This window comes from Umezawaea beigongshangensis, assembly GCF_016464305.1.
Classification (GTDB): domain Bacteria; phylum Actinomycetota; class Actinomycetes; order Mycobacteriales; family Pseudonocardiaceae; genus Umezawaea_A; species Umezawaea_A beigongshangensis.
Genome location: NZ_JAEIOJ010000003.1, coordinates 236842 through 250894, shown reverse-complemented (window position 1 = coordinate 250894; position 14053 = coordinate 236842). Strand labels below are relative to the sequence as shown.

Sequence of the window (14053 nt, the reverse complement as noted above, 5' to 3'; positions counted from 1 at the left end):
GTTTTCCGATCGAGAGGGACGTTCGATGAGCACCGACACGGCGCACGACCAGGACGCCGTCCCCGCACACCGGTACACGGCCGCGCTGGCCGGGAGCATCGAGCAGCGGTGGCAGCAGCACTGGGAAGAGCACGGCACGTACCACGCGCCCAACCCGGTCGGTCCGCTCTCGACGGGGAAGCCGGTACCGGACGACAAGCTGTTCGTCCAGGACATGTTCCCCTACCCCTCGGGCGCCGGTCTGCACGTCGGGCACCCGCTGGGCTTCATCGGCACGGACGTCTTCGCCCGGTACCACCGGATGAACGGCCGCAACGTGCTGCACACGATGGGCTTCGACGCGTTCGGGCTGCCCGCCGAGCAGTACGCCGTGCAGACGGGCCAGCACCCGCGCACGACCACCGAGACCAACATCGAGACCTACCTGCGGCAGATCCGCAGGCTGGGCCTGGGCCACGACGAGCGCCGTCGCATCTCCACGATCGACGAGGGCTACTACAAGTGGACCCAGTGGATCTTCCTGCAGGTCTTCAACTCCTGGTACGACGCCGACGCGGGCCGCGCGCGGCCGATCGACGAGCTGATCGCGCAGTTCGCCGACGGCTCCCGCCCGACGCCGGACGGCCGTCCGTGGGCCGAGCTGAGCGGCACCGAGCAGCAGGCCGTGCTGGGTGAGCACCGGCTGGCCTACCTGTCCGAGGCGCCGGTGAACTGGTGTCCCGGCCTGGGCACCGTCCTGGCGAACGAGGAGGTCACCGCCGACGGACGCAGCGAGCGCGGCAACTTCCCGGTGTTCCGCCGCAGCCTGCGCCAGTGGATGATGCGGATCACCGCCTACTCCGACCGGCTGATCGACGACCTGGAGCGGCTGGACTGGCCGGAGAAGGTCAAGGCCATGCAGCGCAACTGGATCGGCCGCTCGCACGGCGCGCGGGTCCGGTTCGCCGTCGGCGACGAGTCGATCGAGGTCTTCACGACCCGCCCCGACACGCTGTTCGGCGCGACGTACGCGGTGCTGGCCCCCGAGCACGACCTGGTCGACCGGATCGTTCCCGACGAGTGGCCCGCCGACGTGGACCCGCGCTGGACCGAGGGCGCCGCGACGCCCGCCGAGGCGGTCGCCGCCTACCGCAGGGCGGCCTCGACCAAGTCGGAGCTGGATCGCCAGGAGAACCGGGACAAGACCGGCGTGTTCACCGGCGCGTACGCGGTGAACCCGGTCAACGGCGCGCGCGTCCCGGTGTTCGTCGCCGACTACGTGCTGATGGGCTACGGCACCGGCGCGATCATGGCGGTGCCGGGCCAGGACCAGCGCGACTGGGACTTCGCGACGAAGTTCGGCCTGCCGGTCGTGCGCACGGTGCGGCCGTCCGACGGCTTCGAGGGCGAGGCGTTCACCGGGGAGGGTCCGGCGATCAACTCGGCCTTCCTGGACGGGATGGGCGTCGACGACGCCAAGAAGACGATCATCGGCTGGCTGGAGGAGCACGGTCACGGCCGGGGCACCGTGCAGTACAAGCTGCGCGACTGGCTGTTCTCCCGGCAGCGGTACTGGGGCGAGCCGTTCCCGGTCGTCTACGACTCCGACGGCGCTCCGATCGCGCTGCCCGACTCGATGCTGCCGGTCGTGCTGCCCGAGGTGGACGACTACTCGCCGCGCACCTTCGACCCGGAGGACGCGAACTCCGAGCCGTCCCCGCCGCTGTCGCGCGCGACGGAGTGGACCGAGGTCGAGCTGGACCTGGGCGACGGGCCGAAGACCTACCGCCGCGACACCAACACGATGCCCAACTGGGCGGGTTCGTGCTGGTACCAGCTGCGCTACGTCGACCCGACGGACGACGAGCGGTTCGTCGGCCGGGAGAACGAGCGCTACTGGCTGGGGCCGCGCACCACCGAGCACGGTGCGGCGGACCCCGGCGGCGTCGACCTGTACATCGGCGGTGTGGAGCACGCGGTGCTGCACCTGCTGTACTCGCGGTTCTGGCAGAAGGTGCTGTTCGACCTGGGCCACGTGTCCGGCGACGAGCCGTACCGCCGCCTGTTCAACCAGGGCTACGTCCAGGCGTACGCCTACACCGACTCGCGCGGCACGTACGTGCCCGCCGACCAGGTCGTCGAGGAGGACGGGAAGTTCTTCTTCGAGGGCCGGGAGGTCAACCGCGAGTACGGCAAGATGGGCAAGAGCCTGAAGAACGTGGTCACGCCGGACGAGATGGCGGAGACCTACGGCGCGGACACGTTCCGGTTCTACGAGATGTCGATGGGTCCGATGGACGTGTCGCGCCCGTGGGCCACGAAGGACGTCGTCGGCGCGCAGCGGTTCCTGCAGCGGCTGTGGCGCAACCTGGTCGACGAGAACACCGGCGAGCTGCGGGTCACCGACGAGGAGCCCTCGGAGGAGTCGCTGCGCGCGCTGCACCGGGCCGTCGCCGGGGTGCGCGAGGACTACGAGAGCCTGCGCTACAACACGGCGGGCGCGAAGCTGATCGAGCTGAACAACCACATCACCAAGACCTACGGCGGCACGGCGGGCACGCCGAGGACGATCGCCGAGGGCGTGGTGCAGATGCTGGCGCCGCTGAGCCCGCACATCGCCGAGGAGCTGTGGTCGCGGCTGGGCCACGGCGAGTCGCTGGCGCACGGGCCGTTCCCGCGCCCCGACGAGCGCTACCTGGTCGTGGACACCGTCGAGTACCCGATCCAGGTGGGCGGCAAGGTCCGCTCGCGCGTGGTCGTGGCGGCCGGGGCGAGCCAGGACGAGGTGCGCGCCGCGGCGCTGGCGGACGAGAAGATCGCCGAGCTGGTGGGCACGGCGACGCCGCGCAAGGTGATCGTGGTGCCGAACCGGCTGGTCAACATCGTCCTGTAGTCCCTCGCACGGGTGGCCCGCGACGCGGGCCACCCGTGCGGCTCAGGGCTGGAAGCCGATCTCGCCGATCATCCGGCGGATCATCGAGTCGAACATCGCGCCGGGGTCGGACACCGCGAAGGGGAAGCGGCCGAAGACCTCCAGGGCCACGTGCCCGTAGAGGCGCACCCAGCACTGCACGACGTGGAAGATCGCCTCCTCGCCGAGCACGTCGGGCGTCACCTCGGCCCCGTGCTCGTTCACCGCGGTGATCAGGACCTTCTGGAACGCCGCGAGGTCGTCGTGCAGGCTCTCCGGCACGTCCGTCCCGGTCGGCGGGTCCGGCGCGGGGTGGCCCGCGATGAGCCGTCCGGCGAGTTGCAGGAACACCCGGCCGAACTGGTCGCCCACCACGTCGGGGCGCTCGCGGGGGGCGTGCGCGCCGATCGTGTCCTCGGTGGAGGCGAACACCAGCGTGAACTCCTGCGGGTGCGCGAGCGCCCAGCGGCGGAAGCCGCGGCACACGGCGAACACCTGGTCGGAGACCACGGTGTCGCCGCACGCCGCGATGATCGCGTTCAGCTCCGCCGACAGGTCGGTGCAGATGTCGTCGCAGAGCTGCCGGAGCAGGTCCTCCCGCGAGTCGTAGTAGCGGTAGAGCGCGGGTGCGGTGATGCCCACTTCGCGTGCGATGGCACGCAGGGTCACCGCATCACGACCATGTCCCACCAGAAGGGCACGGGCTTGTCGCCGGATGTGCTGTTCTGTGTCGGCGCGTAGCCGCTCTCGGCGTGTGGCCTCAGTCATAGGTCACTCCATCGAGTTGTGAGCCCTGTTTCTCCCGCGTACCTTCGAAGTGCTGAGTAAACGGTGTTTACAGAGTTGACGCCAGTGACGAAACGGTAACCCGTGAGCTCTCGGCTCACCAGTACGAGGAGGACCACCGTGTTCGCGAAGTGGGGCGCACTGGCCTACCGGCGCAGATGGGTGGTGCTCGTCGCCACGGTCCTGCTCGCCCTGCTGAGCGGCGTCTGGGGCCTCGGAGTGTTCGACAAGCTCAGCCAGGGCGGCTACGAGGCCCCCGGCAGCGAGGCGGACCGCGCGAACCAGGTGGCCACCGAGACCTTCGGCCGGCAGGGCGGTGACGTCCTCGTCGTCTACACCGCACCGCCGGGGTCCACCGTGGACTCCCCCGAGGTCGCGAGCAGGATCGCCGCGCAGCTCGACGGCCTGCCCGACGACGCCGTGAAGTCCGTCCAGTCCTACTGGAACACCGGGGTCCCGTCCTTCGCGACGGAGGACCGGTCCAGGGGCCTGGCGCTGATCACGCTGGAGTCCGACGACTCCAACGGCCAGATGAAGCAGTACGAGGAGATCGGCGACCAGCTCGCCGTCGACGGGGTCGACGCGCAGGTCGGCGGCCTCGTGCCCACCCAGAAGGCCATCAACGACATCACCGCGTCGGACCTCACGACGGCCGAGGCGGTCTCGCTGCCGATCGTGCTGGTCCTGCTCGTGGTGATCTTCGGCGGTCTGGTCGCCGCGTCGCTGCCCGTCCTGGTCGGCGGCCTCGCCATCGCCGGGTCGCTCGGCGTGCTGCACGTGATCGCGATGAACGCCGAGGTCAACTCCTTCGCCGTCAACGTCGCCAGCCTGCTCGGCCTGGGCATGGCGATCGACTACGGCCTGTTCATGGTGGGCCGCTTCCGCGAGGAGCTGGCCGCGGGCCGCAGCACGGAGGACGCGGTGCGCCGCACGGTCACCTCCGCCGGGCGGACCGTCGTGTTCTCGGCGACGCTGCTGGTCATCGCCCTGGCCGGGCTGCTGCTGTTCCCGCAGGGCTTCCTCAAGTCGCTGAGCTACGGCGGTGTGACGGCCGTCGCCATCGCGGCGGTCGTGTCGCTGACGCTGCTGCCCGCGCTCCTCGCCGTCCTGGGCAGGCGCATCGACAAGTTCGCGATGCCGTGGCGCAAGCGCGCGGCCAGGGGCGAGGAGGGCGAGGGCTGGCGCAGGCTCGGCGTCAGGGTCATGAAGCGCCCGGTGCTGTTCGCCCTGCCGATCGTCGCCGTGCTGCTCGCGCTGGGTTCGCCGTTCCTCGGCGTGCGGTTCGGCGAGGTCACCGAGAAGGTGCTGCCGGAGGGCAACCCGGCGCGCGTCGCCGCCGAGACCGTCAACTCGGAGTTCTCGACGCTGTCCAACACCGGGCTCAAGATCGTGCTGGACGGCACGACCGACCCGGCCGCCGTGCAGGAGTTCGCCACCCGCGTCGGCGAGGTGCCCGGCGTGCAGGACGCGCAGCTCACCGTCGAGCCGAAGGACGGCACGGTCCTGATGATGGCCGGGCTGAGCGGCGACGCGCTGAGCGACGAGTCGAAGCAGGCGCTGAAGGACGTGCGCGCGCTGACCCCGCCCGACGGCGCCGAGCTGCTCGTCGGCGGCAGCACCGCGATGGTCTCCGACAGTCTCGACGAGATCGGCGCGAAGCTGCCGTGGATGGTCCTGCTGCTCGTCGGGGCCACGCTCGTGCTGATGTTCCTCGCGTTCGGCTCGCTCGTGCTGCCGGTCAAGGCCGTGCTGATGAGCGCACTGAGCCTGTCCGCCACGTTCGGCGTGCTCGTGTGGATCTTCCAGGAGGGCCACGGCGCGTCGCTGCTGAACGTGACGCCCGCGCCGCTGGAGTCGGGCATCGTCGTGCTGATGGCGGCCATCGTGTTCGGCCTGTCCACCGACTACGAGGTGTTCCTGCTGTCCCGCATGGTCGAGGCGCGCGGTCGCGGCGCGTCGACCGAGGACGCCGTGACCACGGGTCTGGCGAAGACCGGCCGGGTCATCACGGCGGCTGCCCTGCTGCTCATCGTCGTGACCGGCGCGTTCGCGTTCTCGCAGATCACGATGATGCGGTTCGTCGGCGTCGGCATGATCCTGGCCCTGGCGCTGGACGCCACCGTGGTCCGGATGCTGCTCGTCCCGGCCGTGCTGAAGCTGCTGGGCGACGCGGCCTGGTGGGCCCCCGGTCCGCTCAAGCGCGTCCAGCGGCGGATGGCGATCCACGAGGGCGAGTCGGACGAGGACGATCCGCTGCTCGAAGAGGACCGGCGGCCCGTTCCCGTCGGCTGAGCGAACCGGAAGGGCCCCCGGCACCGCGGTGCCGGGGGCCCTTCCGCGTGAGCGGGTGCCCGGTGCCGATCGCTCGGGGGGCGAAACGACCGACACCGGGTCCTTCCGACGCCGTGACGCCGGTCGGGGGAGCTCCCGTGAAAGGAGCCCCCCACAGATTGCCGCATGAAAGCGCTTCGTGGTTCTGCATTCCTCACGTGTCGGGCGAAAATCGGCGACTTGCCACCAGCTTGGCGTAACGGGTGCCCGCGGTGAGCAGCACGAGACCCGCTCCGAGGAACGCGGCGACCCTGGCCATTCCGTCGAGCGCCGAAAGGTCGAACAGCAGCAGTTTCGCCACGGCCGCGCCCACGAGCACCAGCCCGCCGACCCGCAGCGGCAGCACGTCGACTCCGCGCACCAGCAGCACCAGCGCGACGATCGTCCAGGAGACGGTGATCGCGGTGTGCCCGAAGACGAACCCCGCGCGGTCCCGGGAGACCAGCAGCGCGCAGCACATCACGACGCCCGCGGCGGCGTGGAGCGCCACGAGGCCGGCGGCCGCCCACGCCGGGGGCGCGTCGCCCGGCTCGTCCAGCACCCCGAGCGTCCGCGCCGCCCACGGCAGCGCCACGGCGAGCGCCAGCAGCACCAGCGCCGTCAGCGCTCCGGCGACGAGTTCGCCCGCCGTGACCGACGTGCGCGGGCCGGGCGCGGTCAGCAGCAGTCGCGGCGGGATCGCGGACCCGACCGCGAGGACCAGGCCGACCGCGCCGAACGCGGTGGCGGCGAGCAGCGTCCACCGCGAGCGCAGCCGGGTGGCCAGCAGGGTCAGCAGCAGCCCCTCGCCGAGCACGCAGGCGGCGCGGGCGGTGCCGTCCAGCGCGACGGACGTCGCCTGGAGCAGCGCGAACGCGCCCGCGGCTCCGGCGACCGCGACGGCGGCGGCGGGCAGCCGCCCGCGGCCGGACGCCCACACGCCGAGCATCAGCACCGCGACGACACCGGCGAGCGCGGTGCCGAGGTGGCGCGGGAGCAGCGCGGCGGTCAGCAGCGCCGGGATCGGGGCGCTGCCGATCAGCAGCAGCGAGACCTGGTCGGCCGGCCGGCGCAGCAGGGTCAGCACCGCCAGGGCGACCCCGGCGACGGCGGCGGCGAGCGCCGTCGCGGCCACGACCAGCTCGTCGCCCCCTCGCCCGGCCGGGCCCAGGAGCACCACGGTGGCGATCAGCGGCGGCAGCCCGGCCGCCAGGGCGAGCCCCGGCCAGTCGCGGCGCAGCTGCACCGGAGCGCTGCCGATCTTCAGGACCAGCAGGAACGCCACCAGCAGCGGGGTGAAGCCCGCCGTGATGACCGGCGCGGTGACGGCGCAGGCCAGCACCACGCCGACCGCGAGCGGGGGTGAGTCCCAGGTCGTCGCGAGCAGCAGGCCGCCACCGGCCACGAGCAGCCCGAGGACGAGACCGGCCCAGCTCGGCAGGTACGCGTAGAGCGACGTGGCCGCGACGACGTCGAGGTAGAGGGCGGCGATGCCGGTCGCGGCGACGGCGAACGCCCCGGCCCGCGCGGTGGGCGTGCGGTGCATCCGCAGGCCGGTCCCGATCAGCGCCAGGCCGAGCGCGGCGCCGCCGAGGACGCGCGGCAGCGGTCCGAAGTAGCCCCGCTGCACGGCCAGGACCAGCAGCATCACCACGCCGAGCAGCGTGATGGCTCCGCCGACCCACGCCAGCAGCCTGCTCCCGGCGCCGTCCTCGCCGAGCCGCGAGATCAGCGACCGGCGCGGCGGGGCCTGCGGCGGCGTCCACCGCGGCCGGGGCTGCTCGAACGCCGGTGGCGGTGACGGCGCCGGTGCCGGTGCCGGTGGCGGCTCGGGAGCAGCGGGCCCGGGCGGCGGTTCGACGATCCGTGCCCGCGGCGCGGGCACGGGCTCGCGCGGCGGTTCGACGGTCCGGACCCCGGGAGCGGGTTCGACGGGCCGGACCTCGGGCGCGGGAGCTGGCGGCGTCGGCCGCACGATCGAGTAGCCGGCGCGCGCGAGCCGCAGCGAGGAGCTGACCTCGTCGAGGCGCCTGCCCAGGTCGCCCAGCTCGTCGGCCAGCCGCAACAGGGGGTCCGGTCCAGTCATGCACACCAGCGTGACCCGCCGCCGAGCGGCGCGAATCGGTACCACTACTCACCCGGGCCCGGGTGTGGTCTCGGTCCCCTTGATCGATCCACGCGGCACCGGGAATTGTGTAACCGATTAACCAGCGTGTGTAATCGTTCTCATGTGCACAGGGAGGTGCGGAGCGTGACCACCATGAAGGACGTCGCGCTGCACGCCGGGGTGTCGACCGCCACGGTGTCACGCGTTCTCAACGGCCACGCCGCGCCGACACCGGAGACCCGGAGCCGCGTCCTGGCGGCGATCGACGAACTCGGCTACCGGCCGAACGCGCTCGCCCGGTCGTTGCGCACGACCAGCACCAAGACGTTCGGCCTCGTCATCAGCGACCTCGTCAACCCGTTCTTCGCGGAGATCGCCCGCGCCGTCGAGCAGGAGGCGCGCGCGCACGGCTACTGCGTGGTGCTCGCCAACGCCGACGAGAACGACGAGCAGCAGGCCACCTACGTGCGGACGCTGCTCGACCGCAGGGTCGACGGGCTGCTGGTGTGCCCCGCGACCGACGACGCCACCTGGGTCGAGGAGGTCGTGGCCGGTGACGTGCCGCTCGTGCTGCTGGACCGGACCGTCACCGGGGCCGACTGCCCCGTCGTGCGGGCGGACGGCGCGGAGGCGCTCACCGAGCTGGCCGTGCGGTTGATCGACACCGGTCACCGGCGCATCGGCGTGATCGCGGGCCCGGCGGTCACCAGCACCGGCCGCGAACGGCTGGAGTACTTCTCCGCCGCGCTCGCCCAGTTCGGCCACGACCTCCGGCCCGAGTACGTCGTGCACGGCGACTTCCGCCGCGACAGCGGGGCGCGCGCCGCCGCCGAGCTGGTGGCGCTGCCCGAGCGCCCGACCGCGCTGGTCGCCATGGACAACCTGATGGGCCTCGGCGCCCTGGAGGAGCTGCGCCGCCTGGGGCTCGTCGTGCCCGGCGACGTGGGCCTCGCCGTGTACGACGACCAGCCGTGGTTCCCGCTGCTGGACCCGCCGATCACGGTGATCGCGCAGCCGACGGTGGAGATGGGGCGGGCCGCAGCCCGCAGCCTGCTCGCGCTGATCGCCGGTGAGCAGCCCGCCGACGTGCGGCTGAACGCCAAGCTGATCGCGCGCGGATCGTGTGGAGAGACGAATCGTGGCTGAGCCTGACAGCGGCACCGTCCTGACGGCGCGGGGCATCACCAAGCGCTTCACCGGCGCCCTCGCCCTGGACGACGTGACCTTCGAGCTGAAGCGGGGCGAGGTGCACGTCCTCCTCGGCGAGAACGGCGCCGGGAAGTCGACCCTGGTCAAGGTCCTCGCCGGGGTGCACACCCCGGACGAGGGCGAGCTGACCGTGAACGGCAGGCCGGTGCGGATCACCTCGCCGCACCGGGCCGCCGCGCTCGGCATCGCCGTGATCCACCAGGAGCTGACCCTGGTGCCGGAGCTGTCGGTCGCCGAGAACCTGTTCCTCGGCCGCCTGCCGCGCCGCTTCGGCGTCGTGGACCGGGCGCGGATGCTGCGCGACGCCGTGCCGCTGCTCGACCGCGTGGGCCTGCGCGTCGATCCGGCCCGGCCGGTCCGCGAACTGGGCATCGCCCAGCAGCAGATGATCGAGATCGCCCGCGCGCTGGACCTGAACACGAGCGTGCTGGTCCTGGACGAGCCCACGGCCGTGCTCACCGAGACCGAGACCGACCGGCTGCTGGAGATCATGGCCGGGCTGCGCGATCAGGGCGTCGGCCTCGTCTTCATCACGCACCACCTGGAGGAGATCCGGCGCGTCGCCGACCGGATCACCGTCCTGCGCGACGGCCGCAGCGTCGCCATGCTCCCGGCCGGGGCCAGCGTCCAGCACATGATCGAGCAGATGGTCGGCCGCAGCATCGAGGAGCAGTACCCGCGCCGGGCCGGCGAGCCGGGCGAGGTGCTGCTGCGCGTCGACGGCCTGACCCGCGAGGGCGCGTTCCGCGACGTGTCCTTCGAGGTCAGGGCCGGAGAGGTGGTCGGAGTCGCCGGGCTCGTCGGCGCCGGGCGCACGGAGGTCGTGCGCGCCGCGTTCGGCGTGGACCGCTACGACTCCGGGACCGTCGAGGTCGGCGGGAAGCGGCTTCGCCCCGGTGACGTGCGGGCCGCGATGCGCGCCGGGCTCGGCCTCGTGCCGGAGGACCGCAAGGGACAGGGCCTCGTGCTGACCTCGTCCGTCGGGGAGAACCTCGGCCTGGTCACGATGCGCTCGGCCACCAGGGCCGGGTTCGTCGACCGCCGCGGCCAGCGCCGCCGCGCCGGTGAGATGGCGAGCGCGCTGCGGGTGAAGACCTCGGGGCTCGACCAGACCGTGCGCGAGCTGTCCGGCGGCAACCAGCAGAAGGTCGTCATCGGCAAGTGGCTGCTCGCCGACCCCCGCGTGCTCGTGCTCGACGAGCCGACCCGCGGTGTGGACGTGGGCGCGAAGGTCGAGATCTACGAGCTGATCAACCGGATGACAGCGGCCGGCCGCGCCGTGCTGCTGGTGTCCAGCGACCTCCCCGAGGTGATCGGGATGAGTGATCGCATCGTCGTCATGGCGCACGGCCGGGTGGCGGGTGAGCTGCCCGCGCGGGGTGCCACCCAGGACCGGGTCATGGCGCTCGCCGTGCAGGAACGCGCTGTTGAGGAGATGTCCGCATGACCACCGCCACCGCCCGCAGGGGCCCGGACTGGCGCCGCCACGCGTCCGAGAACGGCGCCCTCGTCGCGCTGATCGCACTCGTGGTCGTGCTGGCCGTGCTGCGGCCGACGTTCCTCACCACGCAGAACCTGCTCAACGTCGGCGTGCAGGCCGCGGTCGTCGCGGTCCTCGCGTTCGGCTCGACGTTCGTCATCGTCTCCAGCGGCATCGACCTGTCCGTGGGCAGCGTCGCGGCGCTGTCGGCGATGGTCGGCGCGTGGAGCTCGGCCGAGGCCGGGCTGCCCGGCCCGGTCGCGCTGCTCCTGGGCCTGGCCACGGGCGTCGTGGCCGGTCTGGTCAACGGCGTGCTCGTCGCCCACGGCAAGCTGCCCGCGTTCATCGCGACGCTGGCGATGCTCAGCGTGGCCCGCGGCCTCACCCTCGTCGTGTCGCAGGGCTCGCCGGTCGCCACGCCCGACGCCATCACCTTCCTCGGCTCCAACCTGACGCCGCACCTGCCGCTGCCGCTGATCGTCATGCTGGTGGTCTTCGGCCTCACCGCGCTGATCCTGAACCGGACCTACGCGGGCCGCTCGATGTACGTCATCGGCGGCAACGAGGAGGCCGCGCGGCTGTCCGGCATCAACGTCAAGAACCAGAAGCTGGTCGTCTACGCGCTGTCCGGCCTGTTCGCCGCGGTCGCCGGGATGATGCTGGCCGGGCGGCTGGGCTCCGCGGGCCCGCAGGCCGCCGTCGGCTACGAGCTCGACGCCATCGCCGCCGTGGTGATCGGCGGGGCCTCCCTCTCCGGTGGCGTCGGCCGCGCCTTCGGCACCCTCGTCGGCGCGCTGATCCTCGCCGTCCTGCGCAACGGGCTCAACCAGCTCCAGGTCAACCCCTTCTGGCAGCAGGTCGTGATCGGCGTCGTCATCGCGCTCGCCGTGCTCGTCGACACGCTGCGCCGCCGTTCCTCCCGCTAGTCCGCTCCACCAGCCGATCCCCGTGCAGTCGTAGGAAGGAAAGACAGAGATGAAGCTGACCCGCAGGGCCGCGCTCGCCGCGCTGTCCGCAACGACACTCGCCCTGACCGCCGCGTGCGGTTCGGGCGGAACGGCGTCGTCCGGCGGCGTCACCATCGGCCTCGCGGTGTCCACGCTGGACAACCCCTACTTCATCCAGCTGAAGGAGGGCGCGGAGGCGGCGGCGCGGGAGCTCGGGGTCGAGCTGGTCGTGACCGACGCGCAGAACGACGCGACGAACCAGGTCAACCAGGTGCAGACGCTCACCACCCAGGGCGTGAAGTCGATCATCATCAACCCGGTCGACTCCGCCCAGGCCGCGCCGGCCGCGAAGGCCGCCGAGACGGCGAACATCCCGCTGATCTCGGTCGACCGCTCGGTGGACGGCGGCAAGGTCGCCTCCGAGATCGCCTCCGACAACGTGCAGGGCGGCACCCTCGCCGCGGCCGAGCTGGCCCGCGCCGCCGTCGGCGAGGTCGTCCACCTCCAGGGCATCCCCGGCGCGTCCGCCACCCGCGACCGCGGTGAGGGCTTCCAGCAGGGCCTCAACGCCGGTGGCATCACCGTCGTCGCCAGCCAGACCGCGAACTTCGACCGGGCCGAGGGCCTGGACGTCATGACGAACCTGCTCCAGTCCCACCCCGGCGTGAAGGGCGTCTTCGCCGACAACGACGAGATGGCGCTCGGCGCGATCAAGGCGCTCGGCGACCGCGCGGGCAAGGACGTCCAGGTCGTCGGCTTCGACGGCACGCCGGACGGCCTCAAGGCCGTGCAGGACGGCACGATGGCCGCCACCGTCGCCCAGCAGCCGAAGGTGCTCGGCCGTCAGGCCGTCGAACAGGCCGTGAAGGCCGCGAAGGGCGAGCAGGTCCAGCAGGTCATCGACGTCGAGGTCAAGATCGTGACCAAGCAGAACGTGGCAGAGTTCGCGAAATGACCTCTCGCGACGTGCTGGTCCTCGGTTCCGCCAACGCCGACCTGGTCGTGGAGGTGGGGCACCGCCCCGCCGGCGGCGAGACGGTGCTGGGCGGTGACATCGTCGTGATGCCCGGCGGCAAGGGGGCCAACACGGCCGTCGCCGCCGCTCGCCTCGGCGCGTCGGTCGCCCTGCTCGGCGCGACCGGCTCCGACCAGTACGGCGAGCTGCTGCGGGCGTCGCTGCGGGACTCGGGGGTGGACACGGACCTCGTGCGCACCTCCGAGCGCCCCACCGGCATCGCCCACATCACCGTCACGCCCGACGGGGAGAACTCCATCGTCGTCTCGCCGGGCGCCAACGGCGACGTCACCACCGACGACGTGGACGCGGTGCCGCTGCACGGGGTGACGGTGCTGGTGGCGAACCTGGAGGTGCCGGTCCCGGTCGTCGAGCACTGCATCGCCGCGGCCGCGGCGGCCGGGGTGCGCCCGGTGCTGAACCTGTCGCCGGTCGCCCCGGTCTCCGCCGGGACGCTGGCGCTGCTGGACCCGCTGGTCGTGAACGAGCACGAGGCGAGGGCGCTCGCGGGCGAGTCGTTCGCGGCGCTGCTCGACCTGGGCCCGCGCTCCGCCGTGGTCACGCTCGGCGCGCGCGGAGCGGCCGTCGTCACCTCCGACGGCGTGACGGAGGTGGCCGCGCCGTCCGTCGACGCGGTCGACACGACCGGCGCGGGGGACGCGTTCGCCGGTGCGCTGGCCGCGCGGCTCGCCGCGGGCGACGACCTCGTCGCCGCGGCCGGGTTCGCGGCGCGCGTCGCCGCCACGTCGGTGACCCGCGCCGGGGCGCAGCCGTCCTACCCCGCCGCGGAGGAGGTGCTGCCGTGAAGCGCGGCGGCATCCTGCACGGAGAGCTGAGCGGCGCCCTGGCGCGGCTCGGCCACACCGACGAGGTCGTGGTCGCCGACTGCGGCCTGCCCGTCCCGCCCGGCCCGCAGGTCGTCGACCTCGCGTTCTCCTTCGGCGTGCCGACGTTCCTCCAGGTCCTCGACGGGCTGCTGGCGGAGATCGTGGTCGAGGACGCGACGGTCGCGCGCGAGGTGGACGAGGCCAACCCGCGGTGCGCGGAGGCGATCGGCCAGCGCCTGCCGGGGGCGCACCGGATCAGCCACGCCGAGCTCAAGCGCCGCGTCGCGAGCGCGCGGCTCGTCGTGCGCACCGGCGAGGCCACCCCGTTCGCGAACGTCGTGCTGCGCTGCGGCGTGCCCTTCTGACCAGCCCGTCCGCTCCCCGGCTCCGACGAGGGGCCGGTGCCGGGGAGCGGATCTCGCCCGATCGGGCGCACCGCGTCCACTCGAACGGTGAGCCTTCCGCTGCCGGCTCGTCCCGCC

The 14053-nt window shown here is 72.7% G+C and carries 10 protein-coding genes; 8 read left to right on the top strand and 2 right to left on the bottom strand.

Annotation, left to right across the window (positions count from 1 at the left end; genetic code table 11):
* Window positions 1-25 precede the first annotated feature (25 nt).
* Complete coding sequence (leuS, locus tag IMZ35_RS09335) at window positions 26-2872, top strand: leucine--tRNA ligase (protein WP_199440584.1); 2847 nt, start codon at window positions 26-28, stop codon at window positions 2870-2872.
* A gap of 42 nt (window positions 2873-2914) precedes the next feature.
* Here leuS and IMZ35_RS09330 read toward each other — a convergent pair whose 3' ends face one another.
* Complete coding sequence (locus tag IMZ35_RS09330; protein WP_199440583.1) at window positions 2915-3658, bottom strand: TetR/AcrR family transcriptional regulator; 744 nt, start codon at window positions 3656-3658, stop codon at window positions 2915-2917.
* Between the two features lie 138 nt (window positions 3659-3796).
* Between IMZ35_RS09330 and IMZ35_RS09325 the strand changes: the two genes are divergently transcribed.
* Window positions 3797-5968 carry an MMPL family transporter gene (locus IMZ35_RS09325; protein WP_199440582.1) on the top strand — a complete coding sequence of 724 codons (2172 nt, stop codon included), beginning with the start codon at window positions 3797-3799 and terminating at the stop codon, window positions 5966-5968.
* Between the two features lie 193 nt (window positions 5969-6161).
* Here IMZ35_RS09325 and IMZ35_RS09320 read toward each other — a convergent pair whose 3' ends face one another.
* On the bottom strand, window positions 6162-8072 hold the full coding sequence (locus tag IMZ35_RS09320) for a DUF2339 domain-containing protein (RefSeq protein WP_199440581.1): 1911 nt from the start codon (window positions 8070-8072) through the stop codon (window positions 6162-6164).
* A gap of 174 nt (window positions 8073-8246) precedes the next feature.
* On the opposite strand from IMZ35_RS09320, the gene IMZ35_RS09315 reads away from it, so the two are divergent.
* From IMZ35_RS09315 to rbsD, 6 genes are read left to right on the top strand one after another with little or no spacing between them, the layout of a single operon-like run.
* A complete protein-coding gene (locus IMZ35_RS09315) occupies window positions 8247-9239 on the top strand; it encodes a LacI family DNA-binding transcriptional regulator (RefSeq protein ID WP_229371516.1) in 993 nt (330 codons plus the stop codon).
* Window positions 9232-10749, top strand: a complete 1518-nt coding sequence (locus tag IMZ35_RS09310) for a sugar ABC transporter ATP-binding protein (RefSeq protein WP_199440579.1) — start codon at window positions 9232-9234, stop codon at window positions 10747-10749. The genes IMZ35_RS09315 and IMZ35_RS09310 overlap by 8 nt, the downstream gene beginning before the upstream one ends.
* The gene (locus IMZ35_RS30530) at window positions 10746-11708 is read left to right on the top strand and encodes an ABC transporter permease (RefSeq protein WP_229371346.1); all 963 of its coding nucleotides are present in this window, start codon (window positions 10746-10748) and stop codon (window positions 11706-11708) included. Before IMZ35_RS09310 ends, IMZ35_RS30530 begins: the two co-directional genes overlap by 4 nt.
* 49 nt (window positions 11709-11757) lie before the next feature.
* Window positions 11758-12684 carry a substrate-binding domain-containing protein gene (locus tag IMZ35_RS30525; protein WP_229371344.1) on the top strand — a complete coding sequence of 309 codons (927 nt, stop codon included), beginning with the start codon at window positions 11758-11760 and terminating at the stop codon, window positions 12682-12684.
* A complete protein-coding gene (locus tag IMZ35_RS09300; protein WP_199440578.1) occupies window positions 12681-13550 on the top strand; it encodes a ribokinase in 870 nt (289 codons plus the stop codon). The genes IMZ35_RS30525 and IMZ35_RS09300 overlap by 4 nt, the downstream gene beginning before the upstream one ends.
* Window positions 13547-13936: a D-ribose pyranase gene (rbsD, locus tag IMZ35_RS09295; protein ID WP_199440577.1), complete on the top strand. Its 390-nt coding sequence runs from the start codon at window positions 13547-13549 to the stop codon at window positions 13934-13936. Before IMZ35_RS09300 ends, rbsD begins: the two co-directional genes overlap by 4 nt.
* Window positions 13937-14053: the final 117 nt, after the last annotated feature.

What these genes read in the sequence shown, in the direction of transcription:
- leuS (WP_199440584.1), top strand. Translation starts at nt 26, where the DNA reads ATGAGCACCGACACGGCGCACGACCAGGACGCCGTCCCCGCACACCGG.
- IMZ35_RS09315 (WP_229371516.1), top strand. Translation starts at nt 8,247, where the DNA reads ATGAAGGACGTCGCGCTGCACGCCGGGGTGTCGACCGCCACGGTGTCA.
- IMZ35_RS09300 (WP_199440578.1), top strand. Translation starts at nt 12,681, where the DNA reads ATGACCTCTCGCGACGTGCTGGTCCTCGGTTCCGCCAACGCCGACCTG.
- IMZ35_RS09330 (WP_199440583.1), bottom strand. Translation starts at nt 3,658, where the DNA reads ATGACTGAGGCCACACGCCGAGAGCGGCTACGCGCCGACACAGAACAG.
- IMZ35_RS09320 (WP_199440581.1), bottom strand. Translation starts at nt 8,072, where the DNA reads ATGACTGGACCGGACCCCCTGTTGCGGCTGGCCGACGAGCTGGGCGAC.
- IMZ35_RS30530 (WP_229371346.1), top strand. Translation starts at nt 10,746, where the DNA reads ATGACCACCGCCACCGCCCGCAGGGGCCCGGACTGGCGCCGCCACGCG.
- IMZ35_RS30525 (WP_229371344.1), top strand. Translation starts at nt 11,758, where the DNA reads ATGAAGCTGACCCGCAGGGCCGCGCTCGCCGCGCTGTCCGCAACGACA.